General features: G+C 62.7%; 19 protein-coding genes and 1 pseudogene. 8 read left to right on the top strand and 12 right to left on the bottom strand.

The window, feature by feature from the left end; genetic code table 11:
- A pseudogene (locus WP12_RS25085) lies at positions 1-125 on the bottom strand (S-(hydroxymethyl)glutathione dehydrogenase); the annotation flags it as partial.
- Positions 126-242: 117 nt separating this feature from the next.
- Here WP12_RS25085 and WP12_RS20715 point away from each other — a divergent pair.
- Both WP12_RS20715 and WP12_RS20720 read left to right on the top strand, forming a co-directional pair.
- Positions 243-1,133 (top strand): LysR substrate-binding domain-containing protein, encoded by an 891-nt coding sequence (locus WP12_RS20715; RefSeq protein ID WP_046195568.1) that lies wholly within the window; start codon positions 243-245, stop codon positions 1,131-1,133.
- A gap of 385 nt (positions 1,134-1,518) precedes the next feature.
- Positions 1,519-3,789, top strand: a complete 2,271-nt coding sequence (locus tag WP12_RS20720) for a TonB-dependent receptor (RefSeq protein WP_046195569.1) — start codon at positions 1,519-1,521, stop codon at positions 3,787-3,789.
- Between the two features lie 292 nt (positions 3,790-4,081).
- On the opposite strand, the gene WP12_RS20725 is transcribed toward WP12_RS20720, so the two are convergent.
- Positions 4,082-5,086 (bottom strand): zinc-dependent alcohol dehydrogenase family protein, encoded by a 1,005-nt coding sequence (locus WP12_RS20725; RefSeq protein ID WP_046195570.1) that lies wholly within the window; start codon positions 5,084-5,086, stop codon positions 4,082-4,084.
- 39 nt (positions 5,087-5,125) lie between these two features.
- Entirely contained in the window at positions 5,126-6,436 is a 1,311-nt protein-coding gene (gene fahA, locus WP12_RS20730; protein WP_046195571.1) for a fumarylacetoacetase, read from the bottom strand.
- A gap of 522 nt (positions 6,437-6,958) precedes the next feature.
- On the opposite strand from fahA, the gene WP12_RS20735 reads away from it, so the two are divergent.
- From WP12_RS20735 to WP12_RS20750, 4 genes are all read left to right on the top strand, one after another.
- The gene (locus WP12_RS20735) at positions 6,959-7,963 is read left to right on the top strand and encodes an MBL fold metallo-hydrolase (RefSeq protein WP_046195580.1); all 1,005 of its coding nucleotides are present in this window, start codon (positions 6,959-6,961) and stop codon (positions 7,961-7,963) included.
- 171 nt (positions 7,964-8,134) lie between these two features.
- A complete protein-coding gene (locus WP12_RS23640) occupies positions 8,135-8,797 on the top strand; it encodes a TetR/AcrR family transcriptional regulator (protein WP_052730534.1) in 663 nt (220 codons plus the stop codon).
- Positions 8,798-8,981: 184 nt separating this feature from the next.
- Positions 8,982-10,298 carry a cytochrome P450 gene (locus WP12_RS20745; protein WP_052730535.1) on the top strand — a complete coding sequence of 439 codons (1,317 nt, stop codon included), beginning with the start codon at positions 8,982-8,984 and terminating at the stop codon, positions 10,296-10,298.
- A gap of 205 nt (positions 10,299-10,503) precedes the next feature.
- Positions 10,504-11,631, top strand: coding sequence for a hypothetical protein (locus WP12_RS20750; protein WP_152664104.1), 1,128 nt, complete (start codon positions 10,504-10,506; stop codon positions 11,629-11,631).
- A 28-nt stretch (positions 11,632-11,659) separates the two neighbouring features.
- On the opposite strand, the gene WP12_RS20755 is transcribed toward WP12_RS20750, so the two are convergent.
- From WP12_RS20755 to WP12_RS20790, 8 genes are all read right to left on the bottom strand, one after another.
- Entirely contained in the window at positions 11,660-12,586 is a 927-nt protein-coding gene (locus WP12_RS20755; protein WP_046195573.1) for an NAD(P)H-dependent flavin oxidoreductase, read from the bottom strand.
- Between the two features lie 98 nt (positions 12,587-12,684).
- Positions 12,685-13,368 carry a nitroreductase gene (locus tag WP12_RS20760; protein WP_046195574.1) on the bottom strand — a complete coding sequence of 228 codons (684 nt, stop codon included), beginning with the start codon at positions 13,366-13,368 and terminating at the stop codon, positions 12,685-12,687.
- A 93-nt stretch (positions 13,369-13,461) separates the two neighbouring features.
- The gene (locus tag WP12_RS20765) at positions 13,462-15,096 is read right to left on the bottom strand and encodes an AMP-binding protein (RefSeq protein ID WP_046195583.1); all 1,635 of its coding nucleotides are present in this window, start codon (positions 15,094-15,096) and stop codon (positions 13,462-13,464) included.
- Between the two features lie 160 nt (positions 15,097-15,256).
- On the bottom strand, positions 15,257-17,500 hold the full coding sequence (locus WP12_RS20770) for a TonB-dependent receptor (protein ID WP_046195575.1): 2,244 nt from the start codon (positions 17,498-17,500) through the stop codon (positions 15,257-15,259).
- 134 nt (positions 17,501-17,634) lie between these two features.
- Positions 17,635-18,417 carry an SDR family NAD(P)-dependent oxidoreductase gene (locus tag WP12_RS20775; RefSeq protein WP_046195576.1) on the bottom strand — a complete coding sequence of 261 codons (783 nt, stop codon included), beginning with the start codon at positions 18,415-18,417 and terminating at the stop codon, positions 17,635-17,637.
- 678 nt (positions 18,418-19,095) lie between these two features.
- Positions 19,096-19,716: a 2-hydroxychromene-2-carboxylate isomerase gene (locus WP12_RS20780; protein WP_046195584.1), complete on the bottom strand. Its 621-nt coding sequence runs from the start codon at positions 19,714-19,716 to the stop codon at positions 19,096-19,098.
- The gene (locus WP12_RS20785; RefSeq protein WP_046195577.1) at positions 19,716-20,411 is read right to left on the bottom strand and encodes a glutathione S-transferase N-terminal domain-containing protein; all 696 of its coding nucleotides are present in this window, start codon (positions 20,409-20,411) and stop codon (positions 19,716-19,718) included. Before WP12_RS20785 ends, WP12_RS20780 begins: the two co-directional genes overlap by 1 nt.
- A gap of 40 nt (positions 20,412-20,451) precedes the next feature.
- Positions 20,452-21,282: a helix-turn-helix transcriptional regulator gene (locus WP12_RS20790; RefSeq protein WP_046195578.1), complete on the bottom strand. Its 831-nt coding sequence runs from the start codon at positions 21,280-21,282 to the stop codon at positions 20,452-20,454.
- A gap of 110 nt (positions 21,283-21,392) precedes the next feature.
- On the opposite strand from WP12_RS20790, the gene WP12_RS20795 reads away from it, so the two are divergent.
- Positions 21,393-22,262 carry an SDR family oxidoreductase gene (locus WP12_RS20795; RefSeq protein ID WP_235399226.1) on the top strand — a complete coding sequence of 290 codons (870 nt, stop codon included), beginning with the start codon at positions 21,393-21,395 and terminating at the stop codon, positions 22,260-22,262.
- 62 nt (positions 22,263-22,324) lie between these two features.
- Here the strand turns inward: WP12_RS20795 and WP12_RS20800 are convergent, their stop codons facing one another.
- Positions 22,325-23,113 carry an oxidoreductase gene (locus WP12_RS20800; protein WP_235399227.1) on the bottom strand — a complete coding sequence of 263 codons (789 nt, stop codon included), beginning with the start codon at positions 23,111-23,113 and terminating at the stop codon, positions 22,325-22,327.
- Between WP12_RS20800 and WP12_RS26035 the strand changes: the two genes are divergently transcribed.
- Positions 23,027-23,216, top strand: a 190-nt coding sequence (locus WP12_RS26035) for a hypothetical protein (protein ID WP_235399228.1), incomplete at its 3' end; no start/stop codon positions are given. The two genes, WP12_RS20800 and WP12_RS26035, sit on opposite strands and share 87 nt — an antisense overlap.

The following is a 23,216-nucleotide window of genomic DNA, read 5'->3' on the forward strand; positions in this document are numbered from 1 at the left end:
GTGTGGCAGATGCCGGTCGCCATGATCTCGACCAGGACCTCGCCCGCCTTCGGACCCTCAAGGTCCAGCTCCACGATCTCCAAAGGCTTCTTCGCCTCAAACGCGACTGCGGCACGGGTCTTCATCGACAACTCCCAGCTTCGCCTGAGGCGACGTCCATCATGTTCAGGTGCGATAGCAATATCCCCGCAGCGTGATAACTAGACAGAAATGCAATTCATTATTGCTATTGAGGGATAATCATGTCGCGTTGGGACGGGATCGACGAATTTGTGGCAGTCGCCACCACCGGCAGCTTTTCGGGAGGGGCGGTCGCATTGGCAATGTCGACCACCCATATGAGCCGGGCGGTCGCGCGGCTCGAACAGCGCGTCCAGGCACAGCTGTTCCACCGCACGACGCGCAGCGTGCGCCTGACCGACACGGGACAGGTTTTCCTCGAACGGTGCCGCCGGATCATCATGGAGCGCGACGAGGCGATCGCACTGATCGACGAGCGCGGCGAACCACAAGGCGAGCTTCGCATCACCTGCTCGACCGCCATGGGCGAGCGCTTCATCGCGCCGCTTGTGCGGGAATTTTCCGCGCGCCATCCAAGGCTGAGCGTGACGATCGAACTCACCAATCGCATCATCGATATCGTCGGCGAAGGCTATGACCTGGCGATCCGTACCGGCCAGCTTGCCGATTCGAGCCTGATCCGCACGCGCATCGCCTCGCGCACCCTGCATTGCTGCGCCGCGCCCGACTATCTTCTCGCGCATGGCCGTCCCCGTCGCCTGTCGGACCTCGCCAGCCATGAATGCCTGATCGGCACAACCACGACCTGGCAATTCAAACGGCAGGGCCGCGAGGAGATTTACCGGCCCAAGGGTCGATGGCGCTGCAACAGCGGCGGCGCGATCGCCGAAGCGGCGCTGGCCGGCGCGGGCATCTGCCAGCTACCCGAATTCTATGTGCTCCCCCTGATCGCGCAGGGCCGGCTGGAGCCGATATTGGAGGAGCATGCGCCCGACGCGGAGCCCATCTGGGCGGTCTATCCGCAGCGCCGCCATCTCCAGCCGAAGATCAGCGCGCTGATCGACCTGCTGCGCCACGAACTGCCCTCCGCCCTCGCGCAGACACGAAGCTGACCCAATTGCGAGATCAGGCGCCGAAGGTCAGATCGAGCATCTGCTTTTTCCAGATCGGATCGATCATTGTCGTATCGGCCGAGTTTACGGTGATCGAAAATAGCGCCTGCTGCCACTCAATCTCAATCATATGATTGAGATTGAGTGCGAAGTGCCTCCTCTATGCCGGGTAATGAACACCGGCTGTGGGAAGCAATCTAGCAATGGTCCGCCAGGATTACACTGGCTGCGATCATATTATCCGCACTAGCTGGACGTGCCGGGAGCCGGCCCTCGTCAGCGACACTGGTTGACAGCTGCACACACTTATTCTAGCAATCGAATGAACGGCAAAAGCCGGTTGCGCTGTGAACGCAGCTTTGATGGGGAGAGGGATATGACTAAAATGTCGTCATACGTTGGTTTGGCAGCACTCGCGGCGGCATTGTCGTCGGCGGCTTCGGCGCAGGCGGATATCGCCGCTCAGGCTACGACAGCCGTCAGCGCCGCTGAGGTCGCCGAAATCGTCGTCACCGCCCAGAAGCGTTCGGAATCGCTGCAAAAGGTTCCGCTGGCTATCACGGCGATCACCGCTTCGGAGCTTGAGCGCAGCGGCATCCGCGATCTTCAGGGCGTCGCCGCGACCGTTCCGGGCCTCAACCTCGGCGAACAGCTCGGCGTCGCCAAGATCACGCTGCGCGGCATCGGGCTCGAGAGCCTGCAGCCTGGCGCCGAGGGCAGTATCGCCTTTCACGTCGACGGCATATTCATATCGCGATCGGTCGCCGCCCTGGCGAGCTTCTACGATATTCAGCAGGTCGAGGTGCTACGCGGCCCGCAAGGCACGCTTTATGGGCGCAACGCCACCGGCGGCTCGATCAACATAACGACGCGCGGCCCCACCGAAGAGCTCTCCGGCTACGCCAGCCTTACCGCCGGCAACTATAACCAGATCGTCGCCGAGGGCGCTGTCGGAGGCGCCATCATCCCTGATGTCCTTTCCGCGCGCGTCGCCTTCCAGACCCAGGATCATGACGGTTATGGCAAGAATGTCGTCACCGGCAACGAAATCGACGATCTCAACAGCCGCGCCATCCGGGGCAGCCTGCGCTTCACGCCGAACGACCGGCTGACCGTCGACCTCAAAGCCGATTATTATCGGCGCAGCGATCATTCGGGCGGCTATCATTATCTCGGCGGCGGGGCCTTCTCCGCCCCCGGCGTGCCGATCACGCCATTTGGCCTGACCCTGTTCGGCGGGCAGGCCCCATCGAACCGGCGTGACCTTGCGAACAATGTCGATCCGACGAACAGGGTCCGCTTCTGGGGCGCGAGCGGCCGGATCAGCTACGAACTGAGCGACGAGATCGACCTGGTTTCGCTGACCGCCTATCGCAAGCTGAAATACCAGACGCTGTCGGACATCGATTCGACCAGCGCCCCGATCGCGCCGATCTATCAGGCCGAGCAGGACAGGCAGTTCAGCCAGGAATTCCAGATCACCGGCAATCACGACCGGCTGAATTGGCTGGTCGGCCTCTTCTATTTCAATGAGAATGATCGTGGCCAGCTTGCCATACCGTTCGACAATTTCGCCTTCTTCCCACCGCCTACCAACTATCTGACCCAAGGCTATTGGGGCGGTGGCTTCATCAAGACCAAGGCGATGGCGGTGTTCGGCCAGGCTACCTACAAGCTCAGCGATGTATTGCGGCTGACGGTCGGCGGGCGCTACAGCACCGAGAAGAAGCGGGCGCTCGATCAGTTCCTGTTCGACGTCGCGACTCCGTTCGACGCGAGCACGCCGGCGAACCTCGTGCTGCAGCCCCCGGCCGGAACGATCTCCCAGCCTGGTAGCGAGCGCTTCAACTCCTTCACCCCGCGCATCGCGCTCGACTATCAGGTCACGCCCGACGTCCTGCTCTATGCATCATGGTCGAAGGGTTTCAAATCGGGCACCTACAGCCTCGGCACGCTTTCCCCGCCGGTCAATCCGGAGAAGGTGTCCGCCTTCGAGGGCGGCATGAAATCGACGTTGTTCGACCGACGCGTCCGCCTGAACCTCGCAGGCTTCTACTATAAATATTCCGACCTCCAGGTCGGGAAGGTGGAAGATCAGTCGACCGTGCTCGAAAATGCCGCGACGGCGACGATCTACGGGCTTGAGGCCGAACTGCAGGTGCGCCCGGTGGAGCGCGTGCGGATCGATGCCAACGCCGCCTGGCTCCACGCCCGGTTCGACGAATATGTCAGCCGCGATCTCGCCCGTCCCTTTGGTGACGGAACCACGCTGATCAACGGCAATCCCGCGTTCAACCTTGCGGGCAATACGCTCAGCCAGTCCCCCAATTTCACCTTCTTCGCGGGAGCGCAGTACACCCTGCCGACCGGCGCCGGGGACTTCACCCTGCGCGGTGAGATATCCTATCGCGACCGATCCTATCTCACCGCGTTCAACGTGCCTTATCTCAGCCAGCCTTCCTTCGCGAAGCTCAACGCGTTCCTGAACTGGACATCCGTCGGAGAGAAGATCAGCGGCTCGCTGTTCGTTCGTAACATCACGAACAAGACCACGGTCAGCAGCGCCTATGTCAGTTCGGGCCTCTTCGGCTTTCCGATCAACGGCTACCTCGAAGAGCCGCGTACCTATGGCGCAACCATCAGATATGCTTTCTAAGGCGGATCATGGCCGCGACATAAGACACTGTCGGCAAGGCGGGTCCATCGCATGATGGCCCGTCCAACCCCAGCCGAATGACGGAATGGAAGAAGGCCGGCGAGGATATCGCCGGCCTTCTGTCCGTCTGGCGGGCCGGAGCGGCCGACAAGCTGCAGCCCGATCACTGGCGCCATTTCTGTTTAAGCTGGCCGAACGCCCGGATAGCACACATCGCGGCGGTCATGATGCACTCCGGGACGGTTGACGGCGGCTATCGGGCCGGCCGTCCCTTCGCCCCGGAGAAGGGCGATCAGCCGATATCGATGGTGATCTTGCCGAAGTGGACGCCGCTTTCCTGGAGGCTCAGCGCGGGGGCCAGCTCCTCCAGCGGCAAACTCCGATCGATGACCGGCCGGATCCCCGTGGCGTTGATCGCCGCGATCATGTTGAAATGATCCTTACGGCTGCCGACCTGCACGCCCTGCACGCGGAGGCGCTTTCGCGTGATCATTCCGGAAGGTATCTCGCCGCCCCGGCCCGTGAGCACGCCGACCAGCGATATATGTCCGCCATAGCCAGTCGCGGCGATGGATTGGGGCAAGGTGCCCGAGCCGCCGACCTCGACCACATGATCGACGCCACCGGTCAGGTTGAAGGCCGCCTCCCCCCATTCGGGAAGCGTTTTGTAATTGATGAGATGGTCCGCGCCGAGCGCCTTCAGGCGTTCGAGCTTCGCGTCGCTCGATGATGTCGCGATGACGATCGCCCCCATCGCCTTCGCGAATTGCAGCGCGAACAGGGACACGCCGCCGGTTCCCTGAACCAGTACGGTCTGTCCGGCGATGACGGGGCCATCCGGCACCAGCGCGCGCCACGCGGTGAGACCGGCGCAGGTCAGCGTCGCGGCCTCGGCATGGCTGTAGCCCTCGGGAGCGCGAGAAAACCAGGTCGCCGGCGCGACCGCAAACTGGCGCGCATAGCCGTCGATAGTGTCGCCGGGGGCCCCACGCATCGCATCGGACGGCATTTCGCCCGCCGGCCAACGCGTATGGAATACCGCGACAACGCGGTCGCCGACCGCAAGATCGACGACCCCTTCGCCCACCGCCAGAACCTCGCCCGCACCGTCGCACAACGGAATCCGCCCCGCGTCGACCGGGAGCAGACCAGTGGCCACGAGAAAATCCTTATAGTTGAGCGAGCTGGCATGCAGCTTCACCAGAATTTCGCCAGGCCCCGGCGAACCAGCGTCCGGGATATCGACAAGCTTCAGATTCTCGAGCGTTGCGGGGTTGCCGACCGTCATTGCGCGCATGGATCACTTCCTTCTGAACATCGCTTCGTGGTTTCAAGGCTATGCGGCATGCGACAACGCCGGCAGGATACGTCCCGCGCAGGTGCCGAAGCCGATCGGTACGAAGCCTTCCCGTTCGCACCGCCCACCGAAGGCGATCTCATCGCCGTCTTCGATGAAGCCGCGGGTTTCGCCGTTCGGAAGCTCGAACGGCTGCTTGCCGATGAAGCTCAATTCGAAAAAGCTGGCGAGATCGGCGCGTGTCGGCCCCGATATCGTTCCCGTGCCGATCAGATCGCCCGGCAGGAGACTGCAACCGGTGATGCTGTGCTGAGCGACCATCTGCGCGAAGGTCCAATAGCAATAGCGTGCATGGGTCTGCAGCAATCGCACCGGTGGCTCGCCAGCCGCGCGCATCTTCGCGGTCGATATCGTCGCCGTCAGCGCGATGTCGGCGCCGCCCATGCGCTGGTCGGATTCGTCATGAAGATATGCCGGGATTTCCGGTGAGTTGGGAAGCCGCTCCATCGCGGGCCGCCGGAACGGCTCCATCGCATCAGCGGTGATTACCCATGGCGAGATGCTGGTGCCGGAGCTCTTTCCGTTGAATGCGCCCAGGGGCGCCATCTCGAACATCTGGATGTCCCGAGCGGACCAATCGTTGAGAAGGCAAAAGCCGACGACCTGATCGCCGGCGTCCGCAATCGGGACGGGCTCACCGAACGCATTGCCCGAACCGACGAAAAATCCCAGCTCGAGTTCGAAATCCATCCACTGGCACGGACCGAAGCTTGGAAGGGGATCTTCCGAAAGCCGCTTGCGCAGCCCGACAGGACGCCGGATGTCGGTGCCGCTGACGCAAACCGTCGATGGCCGGCCATTATAGGCGATCGGCATATAGGCGTAGTTCTGCGACAGTTCGTAATCATCGCCATTGATGATCTGACCGCAACGGATCGCATGGTGCACGCCAACGAAAAAGTCGGAAAAATTTCTCACCGTGGTGGGCAGATAAAGGCTGCAATCCGCCATCGCATGCAGCAGCGTTTCGTCGCCCGGCCCACCATCCGCGGCCAAAATCCTGAAGATGTCATGGCGCAGCGATCGCAGCACAGGGCGTCCCAGCGCAAAAAGTGCGTCGAGCGCCTCGCCCCTTACCGCATCGGCGGCGGGAGGGTTAAGCAGACCCCGGTTCGCGGCTTCGCGTAAATCCAGAATCTGATTGCCGATCGCCACGCCGCAGCGTCGATCGCCACGCGGCGGCGAGAATATGCCAAGAGGCAGATTCTGAAGGGGGAATTCGGTAATTCCATCGTTCGCGCTCGCCACCCAGCTCCGCTTGGCGGCATCATGCGTATGGTCGATCGCCACTCATCCCCTCCTTGTTTGACGCTATCTGGATGGACGGCCAATCCATCGCCCTGCCCGTAGGCCGGCCAGAAGGGATCGGCATTTGCCACGTATATACCAGTCGATTGATAGAATTTGAGGCCGCCCTTGTCAACGGGTAGCGGCAAGCGGCTCCCACCAGCATTGATCGGAATTACCGAATAGCCTTGCGATCCGCAGAAAACAGGGTGCGGAATGCGCTGCAACGGTGCACTGCGGGTCGCCGACGCCGGATTGGGAGATGGCGCCAAATAAGGCAGGCAAGCGCCTGACGACGGCGTCTACATCAGGAAGCACGGCCGTGTCAATCGTGCGCCTGATCCCGCAACTTGTTCTAAACGAAGCGAATCTATCGACTTGCGTCACCATCTCAATCATGTGATTGTATTCGGCGATAATGTTGTGGGCGGCTGACCTCTGATGGTCATGAAGATGGGCTCGGGGGTGCGGGGGCGAAGGCCTGTCATGCTCTCCATCGGCGCTCGTGGATGAATGGAGATTTGCATGCAGGGCGGTTATACAAAAGGACTCCATGAGCTAGGGCGAGGCTGCTGGGCCTGGCTCCAGCCGGATGGCGGCTGGGGCTGGTCCAACGCCGGACTGGTAACGGATGGCGAGTGCTCTCTGCTCGTCGACACGCTCTATGACCTGAACATGACCGCCACGATGCTGGGCGCGATGCGCGACGCCAGCGACGCGGCGCGGCATATCGACATTCTCGTCAACTCTCACGCCGATGCCGATCACACCTATGGCAACAAGCTGGTGGGCGACGCCCGGATCATCGCATCGAGCGCGACGGCGGCGGAGTTCATGAAGCTCACGCCGGAGAAGCATCAGGAAATGATCGACAATGCCGAATCCCTGGGGGAAGGGGCGAAGTATATCGCCTCCTGGGCAAAGGCGTCCGGCTTCGATTTCCGGGGATACGGACTGGTGCTCCCAACGGAAACGTACGAGCGGGAGATGACGCTCAAGGTAGGCGACAAGGACGTGCGCCTCATCAATGTCGGCCCGGCCCACACACCCGGCGACACCCTGATCCATTCCGTTCAGGACAAGGTCGTATATACCGGCGATATCCTGTTCATAAACGTCCATCCCGCGGTCTGGGAGGGGTCGATCGACGGCTGGCTCGCCGCCTGCGACCTGATCATGGACCTCGACGTCGATGTCGTGGTCCCCGGCCACGGCCCCCTGACCGACAAGAAGGGCGTGGGCATCTTCAAGACCTATATGGAGAATCTGCGCCGCGAGGCTCGAAAGCGTTTCGAAGCGGGCATGGGGGTCGAGGAAGCAGCGGCCGACATCGAACTGGCCCCGCCTTTCGATTCCTGGCTGCTGCCCGAGCGCATGGCCGGAAGCGTCAATTTCCTCTATCGCCAATGGGGCAGCCCCGATGCGAAAACGGATTTCCTCGAGATCTTCGGAATGATGGCGCGATATGCCAAGCGCCATGCGGCATGCCTTGCCGGCCATCACCCTTCGGGCTGCCGTCACACCCACTGATCGCGGCCGCCCTGGCATTTCAATCGGACCTCCACGGCATGGGCATGCTGCCGCATCGTGTGAGAGATGATGAAATGAAGCAGGCGGCTTAATTTGCCGCCAGGGTCCGCCGCTGGCGGGCCCTCCCGCCGGCCCGTTGCTTCATGCCTATTATTGAGGCATCAGGACATAATGCCCAAGTCGAACATAATGCCGAAATCGAACATGCCGTCCAGCAACCAGGACCTCTCGGTGCGCGATCGGCTGCTGGCGGTTGCGGCGGTCCACTTCGCGGAACATGGGCTGCAAGGCGCCAGCCAGCGCGCCATTCAGCGCGAGGTCGGGGTCAATCCCGGCGCGGCAAACTATTATTTCAAGACCAAGGAAGCGCTGTACGTCTCGGTGATCGAGAATGCGCTTGAGCCGATACTCGCCGAGCGGCTGACCCATCTGGAAACCGTGCCCGAGAACACCGACTTCTTGGAACGTCTGCGCTATCTGCTCAGAAGCTATCTCGGCCCGATGGTTCGCGAAGCCGACACTCCGGCCGGCCACAGCTATCTCAGGATAGTCGCTGCACAATTTTCTCACGCCGACATCGCCAAGGACGCGATGGAGCTGAAGGTGGCAGCAGTGCGAGAGCGATATATCGAACTGCTCAGCAAGATGTTTCCTGCCGCTTCCCGCAACAGGCTCTACGAGGTCCTTACCATCTGCGTGAGCATATCGGCCACGATACCGACCCAGTCGCGGCCCGAAGATCTGAACAAGGCCAGGATTGCGGCCATGGTTGAGGACATGACGGAAATCTCCGTCCTGATCTTCCGGCGGTTGTGCGATCCCACTCACCCCTGATCGACCGGCCGCCGGCCGCCGCCGCAGCCTCATATCGGACAACGCGCCGCCGCCAGCAGCGTTGACAAGCATCGCCCGCCAACGCCTCATGACGGCCGCCGCATATGAGTCGCCTGCTTGACAATCATTCGATTGACTGAAATAACTGTCGGCATATAAAAACGACCTTGGGAGGAAGCTCGACATGGGCTGCGAGGGAAATGTTCAAGCGGCAGGCGCGCGGCCCGAAGCGGATTTCGTCCCGCCGGCAATCGCCAGGCAGGTGGTCAGCCCGTCCGCCTATGCCGATTGGGAAGCGATCCATCGATCGTTCGCCGAACTGCGGCACAATATCCCGCTCGGCCTGGTCGACACTCCGGGTTTCGATCCGTTCTGGCTAGTGACCAAACATGCCGACGTCATGGAGATCAGCCGCCAGCCTCTGATCTTTTCCAATAACGATCATCGCTGTGCGCTGTTGAGCCAGTCTGCTGAACGGCAATATCTCGAAAATCGTGAGACAGCTCCATTTTTCAGGGTGCTTATCACGATGGACCCGCCGGAACACTCCATTTATCGCCGGCTCACATTCAAGAATTTCACGCCGAAGGGCATTCGCGGGCTCGAAGAGGATATCCGCGCGCTCGCGATCGAGTCGATCGACGAGATGGCCGCCCAGGGGAACATGTGCGACTTCGCCGAACGCGTCGCGCTCCGCTATCCGCTTCGGGTCATTCTCTCGCTCATGGGTCTGCCGCGTGAAGACGAGGATATGATGCTGCGGCTCACCCAGGAATTGTTCAATCCGCAGGATCCCGAGATCAGCAAGTCGCATTCGAGCGTCGACGAGAGCGAGGCAAGCTCTTACGATCTCGGCGCGCTTGCCGAGTTCAAGCAATTCTTCAGCGACCTGATAAAGGCGCGACGGGCAAACCCCACCGACGATATCGCGTCGGTGATCGCCAACGCCACCGTCGACGGCAAGCTTCTGTCGGAATGGGACGTGACCAGCCAATATATCGCGATCCTGACCGCAGGGCACGATACGACAAGCTCCTCGACCGCCGGCGGCGTCGGCGCGCTGGCGGAATCGCCCGAGCAGTTCACCATGGTGAAGAACGATCGATCGCTGGTGCCGGCACTGGTCGAAGAATGCGTCCGATGGACGTCGCCGCTGCTCAGCTTCATGCGAACGGCGGAGCGCGATTACAGCTTGCGCGGCCAGACCATTCGCAAGGGGGATTGGATGATGCTGTCATACCCGTCCGCCAACCGCGACGAGGAAGTCTTCGAGGACCCATTCACGTTCAAGGCGAACCGTGCGCCGAACCCCCAGATCGGTTTCGGATATGGTCCGCATATATGCCTCGGCCAGCATCTGGGGCGGCTCGAGATGCGGATCTTCTTCGAGGAATTCTTTCGCCGGGTGAGGTCGATCGAGCTCGCCGGTCCGGTCGAACGATCGCGATCGATCAACGTCAGCGCGATCAAGCGCATGCCCGTCCGCTTCACCATGGCGTGACCCGCCGACCCGAAATGATGCGCCGCCGCCGGATCGGCGCCGGCCGGCCGTAAATCCCCGCCGGCCTGAACGGAGCGCCGCCCGCATTCGGGCGAACGCAGCTGGAGTGGCCGGGGTCTCCAGCGGAGTACCGACATTGACCGATCGATCATCCAGGCCTGACCTCTCGGCTCCGTCCCCGTCCGCCCGGTGGGGCCAGGCGCTGATGATCGCCATGCTCACCAACCCGGCGGCGATCATCGGCGCGCTTATGCCGACCTTCGTGGATGCGTTCGTGGCGCGCGGGCTGGATGTCGGGACCGCCGCCACGCTTGGCTCGATCGAGCTGTTCTCGATGGCGATAACAGTCGTTCTGGCGCCCCTGATCGTCAACAGATGGAACCGTCGCGCCATTGCGCTCTGTGCCATCCTTCTGGCGGCCATCGGCCAGCTGGGGAGCATGGAGACCGCCGATCCTTTCGCGATCGGCATCCTGCGAATGGCTGCGGGGGTCGGAGAGGGCGCTCTCTACGCGGTGGCCGTCGCATCGATTGCGGCTATGGCCGCCCCGGATCGCACCTTCGGCCTCGCGGTCGCCTGCAACCTGGTAACGACTACCGCCCTGCTGGCGCTGATCGTCTGGTACGCCAGAAGCGCGCCCGCCGCCGGGGCGATGCTGGTAACGGGCGCTTTCGTCGCCATCCACATGGCGTTCCTTCTCGCGCTGCCGAAGCATGGCGCTTTGCCAGCCTCCCGGCAAAATGCACCATCGCATCGGGACGGCCCCACGGCATCGCCGGTTGCGGTGCTGTCCGGCCTTCTCGGCATGTTCCTGTTGTTCTTCGGCTTTGGTCTGGTGTGGCCGATGGCAAGTCAGATCGCCGCCTATCGGGGACTGGATGCCGACATGATCGCGACAGCGCTTTCTGTCGCGGGCTTTGGCGGAATCGCGGGTGCGGGCGTTGCCACCGTCCTGGGCCTGCGTTTCGGAAGGGTTCTACCCCTCGTCTCCGGCACATTGGCCATGGCGCTCGGGCTGTGGCTGATCGGCACGAACTTCTTCGTGGCGGCAGCACTGCTGGTGATGTTCAGCTGGGCGTTCAACCTGCCCTATTATCTCGGGCTCATGGCGAGCCTCGATCTGACCGGACGCATTGCCGTGCTGACCAGCGGGATGATTCCGTTCGGCGCGGCGGCGGGACAGGTCATGGCGGGGCTGATAAAGGACGGCCACGGCTTTGCCGCCGTCACCTTTTGTGGAAGCGCTGCGCTGGTGGCCGCCCTGGCCGCGATCCTTCACACCGCGACATCGCGGACGGGCGCACCTCTGCCCGCCAAGGGGCAGGCACGATAATCAGGGCCTTTCCCCCGGGCGGGCTGCCTCAGGCAGCCGCGAACCTCGCCTTTGCGGCATCATAGTCCTCCGCGAGCCGCCTGACGATCTCGGCAACCGGCGGTATGTCGGTGATCGAACCCACGCCCGGGCCGCCGCTCCAGACACCCCGCCACGCCTTTATATTGGCCGGCAGGTTCGGCCTGAAGAGTTCGGCCCGCTCGGGAAGGGCGTCGGGATCGAGACCAGCCTGCACTATCGAGCCGCGCAGGAAGGTCGCGGGAAGCCCCGAAATCCTGTCGGTCAGAACGACGTCCGCCATGGTTTCGGAGACCAGCAGCGCCTTGTAGGCGTCGGACGCCAGCGATTCGGCGGATGCGGCGAAGCGCGTGCCCATATAGGCGAGATCCGCACCGAGCGCGCGCGCGGCAGCGATGCCGCTGCCGTCCGAAATCGCACCGGCGAGAAGGATCGGCCCGCTCCAGAAAGTGCGGACCTGCGACACGAAGGCGAACGGATTGGCCGAGCCGGTGTGCCCCCCCGCCCCGGTGGTCAGAAGAATCAGCCCGTCGACGCCGGCCTCGATCGCCTTATGGGCGTGGCGGAGGGTCGCGACGTCGTGGAGCACAAGACCGCCGAAACCGTGAATGCGCTTCACGGCCTGGGCTGGATTGCCCACGCTGGTGATGACCACGGGCGGTTTGAAGGCTTCGATCAAGGCGAGGTCGTCCTCCAGGCGCGGCGCGCCCGGGCCCTGTATGATCAGGTTGACGGCATAGGGCCGCCCTTCCAGCGCCCCGTCGACCCTCTCCAGCCAGTCCTTGAGCTCGGACGTCGAGCGGGCGTTGAGCGCCGGAAAGGCTCCGAGGATGCCGGCCCTCCCTGCGGCGATGACGAGATCGGTCCCGGAGACGAGCAGCATCGGCGCCGCCACAACCGGGACGCGCAGACGGGCGGTCAGATCAGCGAACTTCATATCGTTTCTCCAGGGCAATTAAGCCGCTGGCCCCCACCCCGTCAAAGCCGTTGCCGGCGGGGTTGGAATCAGCCGCAAACATGATCAGGCACACGCGCTCAGCGATGCCGTATGACGAACTCTTCCGGCGCAGCCCGCTCGGTGACGAGCTGATTCTCCCTCGCGGGATAGTCCGCATGACCGAGCGCCATGCCGGAGACGATTACCTGATGATCGGGAATGCCCAGCACCTTGCGTACCGGAGGCGCATATTCCGCCCATGCCTGCTGCGGGCAGGTTTCGAGGCCAAAGGCTCTGGCGACGGTCATCACATTCGTCATGACATTGCCTATGTCGAGCCACGCACCCAGACCCCAGTCGCGCTCCATGACGAAAAACAGGCCGACAGGCGCGCCGAAAAACTCGAAATTGCGCAGCAACGCGCCCTTCCGCCCTTCCAGGTCGTCGCGCGCGATCCCGTAGATGTTGAACAGGTCGAAGCCGACCTTGCGACGGCGGGAGAGATAGGGTTCGCGGATTTCCTGCGGGAAATAGGGATAGTCATCGCTGCGTTCCCCGGCCGCCGCCGCGGCAGTGACCTCGCGGCACAGCGAATCCCTGACGTCGCCCGTCACGAAATGAATCAGCCACGGCTGCATATTCTGCCCTGAGGGCGCGCGTGAGGCGACCTCGATGATCTCCATCACCACCTCGTCGGGCACTGCGGTCGGCAGGAAACGCCTGACGGAACGTCGGCCCTTTACCGCATTGATTATCGCATGTTTTCCGTCAGTCAGGCTCATGCCGATCTACTCTGCTCCTGTGATCCCGTTCCGGTAATGGGGAATTCGACGTCTTGCCAGCGCCTTTGTCCAACGCGCCGCCGGCCCGCCGGATCAGGTGATCGAAGCGGACTCGGCGCGGGCTTTCTCCTGCGCCCTCAACACGAAATGCTGCGTCTTCCCACTCGGCGTCTTCGGCAATGACGGCACGAATTCGATCTCACGGGGAAAGGCGTGAGCCGAAAGGCGCGTTTTGACATGGCGCTGCAAACTGTCGACGATCTGCCCGCTGGGTTCGAAACCTTCCTGGAGAACCACGAAGGCTTTGATGATCTCGGTGCGATCGGGATCCGGCTTGCCGATAACCGCCGATTCGATGACGGCTTCATGTTCGAGCAGCGCGCTTTCGACGTCGAACGGCCCGACCCGGTAGCCCGACGTCGTGATGACGTCGTCCGATCGGCCCACAAAGGATATGCTGCCGTCCTCGTTTGCCTCGCACATGTCGCCGGTCAGATACCAGCGATCGACGAAGGAGGAGGTTTCCCGGCCGAGATAGCCCGCGAACCACATCAAGGGAGACTGAGACCGGTCAACCGCGAGAACGCCCGGCTCGCCCGGACCCAACTCCTCCAATCCTTCGGACAGGATCGCCAGCCGAAAACCGGGCGAGGCGAAACCCGCCGAACCGACGCGCACCGGATGCGACAATCCGTGATGATTGCACAGCACCATGCCCATTTCGGTCTGCCCATAATGGTCGCGGATCGGCGCCTCCAGATGCTCGTCGAACCACCGGATAACCTCGGGATTCAATGCCTCGCCGGCGCTGCTGACCGTCCTGATCCTTCCCTTGAAGGGCGCCGCCGCCCCCGGGCCCGCCGCGATGATGCGCCGATAGGCCGTCGGTGAGCCCGCCAGACACGAAATGCCGAACGCCTCGATAGTTTCATAGGTGCTTTCGACCGTGAAAGACCCCTCGTAGAAAGTGGTCGCGGCCCCCAATGCGAGCGGCGCGGTCACGGCATAATATAAGCCATAGGCCCAGCCCGGATCGGCGAGGTTCCAGAAGCGGTCGTCCGCCGTCAGGCCGACGCCATCGGTCAGGTAGCCCATGAAGGCCGCGATCGCGCGGATCGGCACGAAGAGCGGCTTGGGCGCTCCGGTGGTGCCCGAGGTGAACATGATGAGAAAGGGATCGTCCAGCCCGCAAGCGACCGGCTCGTCCGGCAGGAATCCGGGACCGACATCGATCCCGAAATCATGATCGGCGTCATTCGCCTGAATATTCACGACGGCGACACCGGCGTCCGCGCCGATCTTGTCGCAGTTGGCGGCGTCCGTCACGACGACTTTCGTGCCGGCCTCCAGGAGACGATATTCGATCGCCTTTGGGCCAAAGGCAGTGAACAGTGGCTGATACACCGCGCCGAGACGCCATGCGGCAATGATCGTGATGAGAAGATCGGCGGTTCTGGGCAGGAGGCCCGCCACGCAATCCCCCTTGCCGACGCCCAGCGAGGCCAGCAGGGCAGCCACTCTTTCGGAATGCCGCCGCAACTCGGCGAAGGTCCATTCGCGCGTCTCGCCGTCCGCGTTTCGGGCGCGGAGCGCAACGCGGGCCGGGTCGGTCGCGTGACGATCGCAGCAGATGACCGCCGCGTTCAATCCCCGATAACCGGACGCTTCGAGGCCCGCCAACGCCGATGCCAGATCGAAGCGCGCCACTTCACCAAAATAGTCGGGCACCGCCATTCCTCTCATTCCGCGCATCTGGGCGACCGGATCAAATCTCTACACGTCCCATCTCGACCGTAATCAGGGACATAGGTCCGCAATTTATTCTCATTCATTCGATTGATTGTCAATTAGCGGCGGCAGGATGTTCCCCGCCGCCGCCTATTCGCCGTCAGAACCGCGCCTGCAGTTCGACCCCATAGGATCGCAGCTGTCCCGGAAAGGCGAAGCCGCCGGACGCCCACTCGGCGTTGTAGTTGGTGTTGGTAAGATTGTTGACGTAAGCGGTGAGGCTCCACTTGCCATCCGCCGTTTCGAACCCGGCGCGGACATTGTACAGCTGATAAGCGGAGCGGGCGCTCGTGTTTTCGGCATCCCAGTGTTGCTTGCCGTGATGCTCCATTTCCCCACGCGTAAACAGGTTGAAGCTGTCATTCACCGGCAGGCGGTATTGCAGGCCGAGCGTCGCGCTGTCGCGTGGGATGTAAGGCGCCCAGTTGCCGACGGCGGCGGGGTCGAGCGTGTATTTCTTGATCTCGCTATGCGTATATCCATAGCTTCCGAACAGATTCAGGCCTTCCATCGGCGTGAAATCGACCTCGACCTCGCCGCCATAAAGCTCGGTCTTGTCGATGGAGACGAGGATCTGCGCGTTGATGCTGCCGACATATATGAAGTTGAACGGGTTCTTGCCGTTGGTGTGGTAGCCCGTCGCATTTATGCGCATCTTGCCATCGAGCAGGCGCAGCTTGATCCCGGCCTCGGTCGTCGATGCGCTCTCGGCCTTGGCGAGATCGGTCAGGCCCGGCAGATTTGCCGCGGCGGCCGCACCGGCCTGGTTGAACTGACCCGAGCGGAAACCGACGCCCCAATTGGCGAACAGGGTGAGGTTGCTGTCGGGACGGTAATTCACCGTAAACTTCGGCTGCGACTTGCTGAAATTGGCGGTACGCGAGCACGGATCGGTGTTGGCGACCGTGCATCCCGCCGGCACGCCGACATTGGCGATCGGGCTGATGAGCTGATGGCGGCGATCATGGTCGTAACGGAACGCGGCCGAGACCTCGAGCGCATCCGTGACATCATAAGCGAGGTTCCCGAAAAAGGCATAGGCGGTATTGTGGTTTTCATCCGCCAGGAAGGTCAGCGTCGGGTTGATCGGATTGTTGAATTGCGGAACCCGGTAGAGGTTGATGATCCCGAGGTCGTTGTCCTGGCTGGTCGACGTCGAAATATAGCGGTTGGTGTATAGATAATAGGCGCCGACCATCCAGCGGAACCGATTGTCGTTCGATGATGCGACGCGGAACTCGTTCTGCCAGGAGTCGAAAGTCTCGAACTGCGTCTGCGCGCCATCGGCGAAGCCGAAGAGGTTACGGCTGGCCGTATAGGGAAACTGGTCCGCCTTGCCGAATTCTTCCACATTGACCCAGGACAGGGTGTTGGTGATGGTTCCCCAATCCGCCGATTTCTGAAGCCGCAGTGAGATATTCGCGATGGTCCGCTTGTTCGAACCGGCATTATTCGCGCAGTAGCGCCGGCTCACCCGGTTGGCGTCGGGCGCCGGGCCGCCAAATGGATTGGCGGGATCGAGGAAGCATGAGGTCGGCGAGGCATATTTGACCGGCTGATATAGGAAATTGAACGAGGTGCCCCGGGTGTCGTTATAACTGCCCCGCAGTTCGGCGGTCAGGGTATCGGTGAGATTGGCCTTCAGCGCCCCGCGAATGTTGCGGTCCTTCAGCCAGTCGACCTTCCGATTGAGGAAGACATTCTCGAAGCGGCCGCCGAAATCATGGAAGCTGCCGGCAAGGCGGAACATCAGCTTGTCCTCGATGAGCGGGCCACTGACCGCCGCCTGGACGCGATAATCCTCGCCATTGCCGGCCGAGAGATTGGCATTGAACTCCAGTTCGTCGGCGGGCGGTTTCGAGGTGATCACGATCGCACCGCCTATCGCGTTGCGGCCGTAAAGCGCGCCTTGCGGACCGCGCAGAACCTCGATCTGCTGCACGTCGAACAGATCGCTGCTGAACTGCTTCGAGGTGATCTGCTGAACGCCGTCGACGACGACCGCGACCGGGCTTTCGCCGTTGCGCACCTGCGTAATGCCACGGACCGTGATGAACGACGATCCGGCGCTCTGGCTCTTCGTGATCGAGATATTCGGAGTCTTGGCGATGAAGTCGGCGACGTTCTTGATCCGCGCGTCATCGATCTGCTTTGCGGAGAAGGCGGTGATCGCGGCGGGCGATTTCTGAAGCCCCTCATTACGCCCGCGCGCCGTGACGACGATTTCCTCAATCGCCGCCGCCTGCGGCTCGACGACCGGTTGGGCAATCTCCTGCGACCACGCCGGCATGGTGGCGCCCAGGCATATTGCCGCCACGCCATATTTGAGCTTCGATCGATTCATTATTTTCCTCCCTTTATTCTTATGTCTGCTGACGGCAGCCCGTTATCGGTCGTCCGCGCTTTCACCTCGCCACGATCCGGCCTGACGACATCGATGCGCCCTGCACCTGCCGATCGATTGGTCCCCTCCAGCCGCTACCAGGGCAGCGCGCCGTCAAAATCCGAGAAGGACCCGGTGGGGCCGTCCGCGCCGATAAGAGCCATCCGGACAGGATGCCTGGCGGCCTCCTCGGCGGTCTGCGTTCCGGTGTAATTGGTCAGCGCCGTGCGGGTGAAACCCGGACAAGCTGCGTTCACCTTTATTCCCTCGGCTTCGAGTTCGATCGCCAGGGCGACCGTCAGCGCATTGAGCGCGGTTTTCGACGCGCCGTAGAGCGGGCCGTAGATCGACCGATAAGGCCCGGCAGGATCAGCGTTCAGCGTCAGCGATCCAACGCCGCTCGATATATTGACGATCCGCGCCTGGGGTGCCTGCCGCAGCAGCGGAAGCATTGCCTGAGTAACCGCGAGAACGCCAAAGACGTTGGTTTCCCAGACGGCGCGAACCTCGTCCAGTGACACCCTGCTTGGATAGCTGCGCCGCGAATATTCGTCGAACGACGTTCCGGCTTCGAGCCCGCCCGTCTGCACGATCGCGGCGTTATTGATGAGGATGTCGATGCGCCCGAAATCCCTGCGGATCAGCTCCGCTGCCGCCGCAATCTTATCCGCGTCGGTTACATCCAGCGGAATCGCATGGGCAATCCCGTCGATCTTGCTTGCCGCATCCCGGCCCTGCACCAGATCCCGAACACCGAGCAGGACCGTGAGTCCCTCTGCCGCAAGTTTCCTGGCGACCTGATAGCCGATCCCTTCGCTGCCGCCGGTGATGAGGACGATTTCGCCTGCCCGGGCGCGACCACCGCTATTGCTGGTCATCCGATATGCTTTCGGAACATGCCGCTGTCAGCGCCGGAGGTCGGCGCCGGCATATGCACGCTGGGCGACGCCGGCAGCGCTGCGCCATGCTCAGCGAGTTCGCAGGATTCCCATCTCATATTAGTCCCTCCCAACATCCCTTTGCGACTCTGCGGCCGCTGATTCGCACTTTATAATGTCGTTTTGTATATAATTCTGCAATTCAAATGCAAGCGGCAACATGATCAATCGATCGAATGCAGCCAGCGGATTTCGCACAGCAGGGTGCCGCGGCGAAACAGCACGCGCGGATCCCGGGGCCCGTCCAATGCGCTAGTGGCGCGTACCGCATCAGGAGTCGCCCCGGTCGCTCAGCGCGTCTGGTCGGCGCAAGAGAATATCAGGGCGTGGCTGTCCAAACGCCTGCCGCCAAAGCGTCGACGGCTGTCGGGCTCTTCAACGTTCGCAGGACCTCCAATGGGTCCCGATGTTCCTTGATGTCGGCGAGATGACCGCCACGCGTGCGGATGACGGCAACGTAGCGCTGCTCATACCGCTTCCCGTTTCTATGCGCCGCCCGTGATCCGATCGCCCAATATCGGCCTGAGCATGACAGAATAGCTTTGAGCCGTGTCGCTCATCGGCTCTTCCATCATCACCTTCATCGATGGACCGACGGCTTCAGCGGCGATCCGGCCCTTAGCGGATATCTCCGGACGATCTTGCCCGGCCTACGGCTTCGCGGATCATCGGCAGGCGGTCCACGCCGAAGTAGATGTCATCGCGTTCCAGAAAGAAGGTGGGGACGCCGAAGCCTCCCCGCCCGATCAGTTCTTCGACATTCGCCCTGAGTCTGATCCTCCACAGCTCACTGCCCAGCTGCGGCAGGACGGTATCGGGGTCGACGCCGATCGAACGGCATAGAGCGGCCAGTACCGCTTCTTGCGAGATGTCCTCGCCCCGCGCCCAATAGGCCTCGCAGGCGGCACGCGCGAAAGCGACGAGCGCGCCCCGCTCTTCGAGGAGGAGGCAAGCGCGCATCGCCTTTGCGCTGTTGACCGGGAACACCGGCGGCGGGAAGCGGATCGCAAGCCCGGTTGCGCGAGACCAGTCGCTCAGATCCTTGGCCACCCAGGCCATCTTGGATGGCACATTTTCGCGCATGTCATAGACGCTGCGGTTGACCGCGTTGAAGACACCGCCGACGAGCACCGGGCGATAGACGAGGTCGAGCCCGAGCTCGGCGGCCACGGATGGCGCCTGCTCGAAAGCGAGATAGGACCACGGGCTCGAACAGTCGAAGAAGAGTTCCAGCTTCATCATTGGGGCTCCTGTGGGGCTCCGAAGAGCGACGCGCGGCGGGCATCGGTCATCGGCGCGGAAGATCTGGGCATTCCGCCACCCGCCGCCAGGCCCCGCTGCACTGCAGGCCGCGCGCGTATTTCCGCGAACCAGCGCTTGACCGCGGGATAGTCGTCGAGCGTCAGGCCCTGAGCCTTGTGCGTCATGATCCATGGGAATGTGGCCATGTCGGCTATCGAATATTCGCCGGCGATGAAAGCAGCGGTGCGCTGGAGCTGCGTCTCCAGCACCCCATATAGCCGCCGCGTTTCGCGTCCATAGCGATCGATCGCATATGGCAGCTTTTCCGGTGCGTAGAGCAGGAAGTGGCCATTCTGCCCCGCCATCGGGCCAAGGCCGGCCATCTGCCAGAACAGCCATTGGATGGTGGCGAAGCGGCCGTTCATGTCCGCCGGGATGAACCGCCCGGTCTTTTCAGCCAGATAGAGCAGTATTGCGCCGCTTTCGAAGACTGTAACCGGGGAAGCGGTATCCGGACCATGATCGATGATCACCGGAATGCGGCCATTGGGATTGAGCGCCGTGAAGGCTTCGTGATGCTGCTCGCCGCGTTCCAGCGAGACCGATGTCAGCCGATAGTCCAGGCCGGCTTCCTCCAGGAAAATGGCGACCTTTCGGGTGTTGGGCGTCGATTCATAGAATAGTTCGATCACGACGATCTCCCTTCCGGTGCCGCCGCGCCGCGCATGTGTCTCAACCGGGCTTCCGGGCGCTGAGCGCCCTTACCCTGGCAGCGTCGTCGGCGGAGACCGGCGAGTAGACGAGCATGGCGAGATCCGGCCGGCTATCGACGACGAACGCCGAGAACTCCAGCGCGATCTCACCCACATCTGGATGTCGCAGAAGCCTGACGCCTTCGCACGAACTATGGACCTCGCTGTCGCGCCACATCCTGGCGAAGTCGGGACTTTTCGCGCGCAGCTCGTCAACCAGCGGCTGAACGATCGCAGCCGCGCCGGTGCGAACGGTATCGCCCCGGAATACGCCGACGACGAACCGGGCGACATTTTCCCAATCGACATCGGCTTCGCGCCTTTTCGGGTCCAGAAACAGCAAGCGCAGCACATTGCGTTCCGCCAGCGGCAATGCTTCATAATCGGCCAGCACCGCCGCCGCCGACCGGTTCCAGGCGATCACGTCCCAGGTCGCTGTGCGGATGATCGCGGGGCTGGCGTCGAACGCATCGAGTACGCGCTGGAGCCGGGGGGTTATACCACCAGGCGGCTGATAGCGGATTCCGGGGGGCCGGCCGAGGCCAAGAACGAACAGGTGCTCGCGCTCTGCCTCGGTCAGCATCAGCGCTTCGGCAAGTCCGTCCAGTGCATGGGCGGATGGAGCGCCGCCGCGCCCCTGCTCAAGCCAGCTGTACCATGTGGAACTGATCCCGGCGCGCTGCGCCACCTCTTCCCGGCGAAGTCCCGGCGTGCGTCGCCGGCCGCCGGCATAGCCCAACGCCGCCGGGTCGAGCCTGGTGCGGCGTTCGCGGAGGAAGGTGCCGAGCGCACCTGTGGGCGCAGTGCTCACGTCAGATCCTGTTGGTTGTTATAATAGGATAATATCTCAACTTTACCGGCATCCCCTTTGTCGGACAATAGCCCATGAAACGGCAGGAAGGATTTGCAATGCGAGTGTTCATGACGGGTGCCAGCGGCTGGGTCGGCAGCGTGGTAGCCAGCGATCTTCTGGAAGGGGGCCATCAGGTGATCGGCCTGTCTCGCTCGGAAGCAAAGGCGGCGGAGCTCGCCGACAAGGGCGTCGAAGTGCTGCGCGGCGACCTTGACGATGTCGACCTGCTCGCCAGCGCCGCGGGCGATGCCGACGCGGTGATTCATCTCGCTTTCGACCATGACTTCTCGAAATTCGCCGAGAATGCCGAGCAGGAACGGCGTGCGATCGAGGCGATGGGCGGGGCGCTCGCGGGAACGGACAAGCCCATCCTCATCACCGCCGGGCTGGCGCTGCTCACGCCCGGCCGCGTCATAACGGAAGACGACGCGCCGCCACCTTTCGATCCCGGCTTCCCCAGGTTGAACGCAGTTGCGGCCGCCGCGCTCGCCGAACGAGGCATTCGGGTGGGATCGGTGCGGCTCGCACCTACGGTACATGGCATCGGCGACCCGCTGTTCATGAGCTTCCTGGCGGGAATCGCGCGCGCGACGGGCGTGTCCGCCTATATCGGCGACGGCGCGAATCGTTGGCCCGCAGTGCATGTCTCGGATGCCGGCCGGCTCTATCGCCGAATATTGGAGGCCGGTGCACCGGCGCGTTTCTACCATGGCAGCGCGGAAGAGGGCGTGTCTTTCCGTGCCATCGCAGAGGCGATCGGCCGCGCGCTTGACGTGCCCGTCGAGCCGCGTCCGCCCGAACATTTCGGCGGGCTGGCGTGCTTCGCCGGCGTGGATGCGCCCGCCTCCAGCACACGCACGCGCGCGCTCACCGGCTGGGAGCCCACGGGGCCGACCTTGCTCGCGGACCTCGCCACGCCAGGCTATTTCGCAAGCTGACCGTCGACGGGCCATCGTGCAATCGCGCGATGGCCCTCACGGCGGGGGGCCGGGCGCCCCAGTCAGGCACTGGTGAAATCGGTGCTGCGGGTGAGCGTCTCCCACGCGTCGGTTTCGGCTTTCATCGCGTCGAGCTTCTCGCGGAACAGGTCGAGCGCGTCGCCTCCGATCAGGAGATGCACCGGAGGCTCGTTCGCCTCCACGGCGGCGATGATTGCCTTCGCCCCACGATCTGGGTCACCCGCCTGCGCGCCGTGGCCGTTCTGAATCCTGGTCCGGACCGCGCCCGCAGTTTCGGCATAATCCTCGATCTCGACAGGCGCGAGCTGGAGAGAACCGGGAGCACGAAAACTGGTGCGGAAGGCGCCCGGAGCCACGACCGTGACGTGGATTCCCAGCGGCCCGACCTCCTTGGCAAGCACGTCCGACAAGGCTTCGACGCCGGACTTCACCATGTTGTAATAGCCCGATCCGGGAAAGGTGATGAGCCCGCCGATCGAACTGATATTGACGATATGGCCGCTCTTTCGCGCCCTCATGGCTGGCAACACTGCCTTGATGAGCGATATGGGGCCGAAGAGATTGGTCTCGAACAGGGTTCGGACATCCTGCTCATCGCCTTCCTCGACGGCGCCTAGATAAATATAGCCGGCGTTGTTCACGAGCACGTCGATCGCCCCGAAGCGCGCCTCGGCCGCGCCGACCGCCGCGACGATTTGCGTCGGGTCGGTAATATCCAGCCTGAGTGGCAGGACGCGGTCGGGATGTTGCGCGGCCAAGTCGTCGACATCCGCCTGCCGACGCGCGGTGGCAACGACTCGATAGCCAGCCCGCAGGACCTGTTCCGCGATAGCCCGCCCAAAACCCTTGGAGCATCCCGTGATCAGCCAGACAGCGTTTTTGCCAATCATAGCATTCCTCTCCACACCATTTTCTATTTGAATCCTAAATATC

The organism is Sphingomonas sp. SRS2 (genome assembly GCF_000971055.1).
In the GTDB taxonomy this organism is placed as follows: domain Bacteria; phylum Pseudomonadota; class Alphaproteobacteria; order Sphingomonadales; family Sphingomonadaceae; genus Rhizorhabdus.

What these genes read in the sequence shown, in the direction of transcription:
- WP12_RS20795 (WP_235399226.1), top strand. Translation starts at nt 21,393, where the DNA reads ATGACGGGTGCCAGCGGCTGGGTCGGCAGCGTGGTAGCCAGCGATCTT.
- WP12_RS20760 (WP_046195574.1), bottom strand. Translation starts at nt 13,368, where the DNA reads ATGAGCCTGACTGACGGAAAACATGCGATAATCAATGCGGTAAAGGGC.
- WP12_RS20750 (WP_152664104.1), top strand. Translation starts at nt 10,504, where the DNA reads ATGATCGCCATGCTCACCAACCCGGCGGCGATCATCGGCGCGCTTATG.
- WP12_RS20775 (WP_046195576.1), bottom strand. Translation starts at nt 18,417, where the DNA reads ATGACCAGCAATAGCGGTGGTCGCGCCCGGGCAGGCGAAATCGTCCTC.
- WP12_RS20715 (WP_046195568.1), top strand. Translation starts at nt 243, where the DNA reads ATGTCGCGTTGGGACGGGATCGACGAATTTGTGGCAGTCGCCACCACC.
- WP12_RS20725 (WP_046195570.1), bottom strand. Translation starts at nt 5,086, where the DNA reads ATGCGCGCAATGACGGTCGGCAACCCCGCAACGCTCGAGAATCTGAAG.
- WP12_RS20745 (WP_052730535.1), top strand. Translation starts at nt 8,982, where the DNA reads ATGGGCTGCGAGGGAAATGTTCAAGCGGCAGGCGCGCGGCCCGAAGCG.
- WP12_RS20735 (WP_046195580.1), top strand. Translation starts at nt 6,959, where the DNA reads ATGCAGGGCGGTTATACAAAAGGACTCCATGAGCTAGGGCGAGGCTGC.
- WP12_RS20770 (WP_046195575.1), bottom strand. Translation starts at nt 17,500, where the DNA reads ATGAATCGATCGAAGCTCAAATATGGCGTGGCGGCAATATGCCTGGGC.
- WP12_RS20720 (WP_046195569.1), top strand. Translation starts at nt 1,519, where the DNA reads ATGTCGTCATACGTTGGTTTGGCAGCACTCGCGGCGGCATTGTCGTCG.
- WP12_RS23640 (WP_052730534.1), top strand. Translation starts at nt 8,135, where the DNA reads ATGCCCAAGTCGAACATAATGCCGAAATCGAACATGCCGTCCAGCAAC.
- WP12_RS20755 (WP_046195573.1), bottom strand. Translation starts at nt 12,586, where the DNA reads ATGAAGTTCGCTGATCTGACCGCCCGTCTGCGCGTCCCGGTTGTGGCG.
- WP12_RS20780 (WP_046195584.1), bottom strand. Translation starts at nt 19,716, where the DNA reads ATGAAGCTGGAACTCTTCTTCGACTGTTCGAGCCCGTGGTCCTATCTC.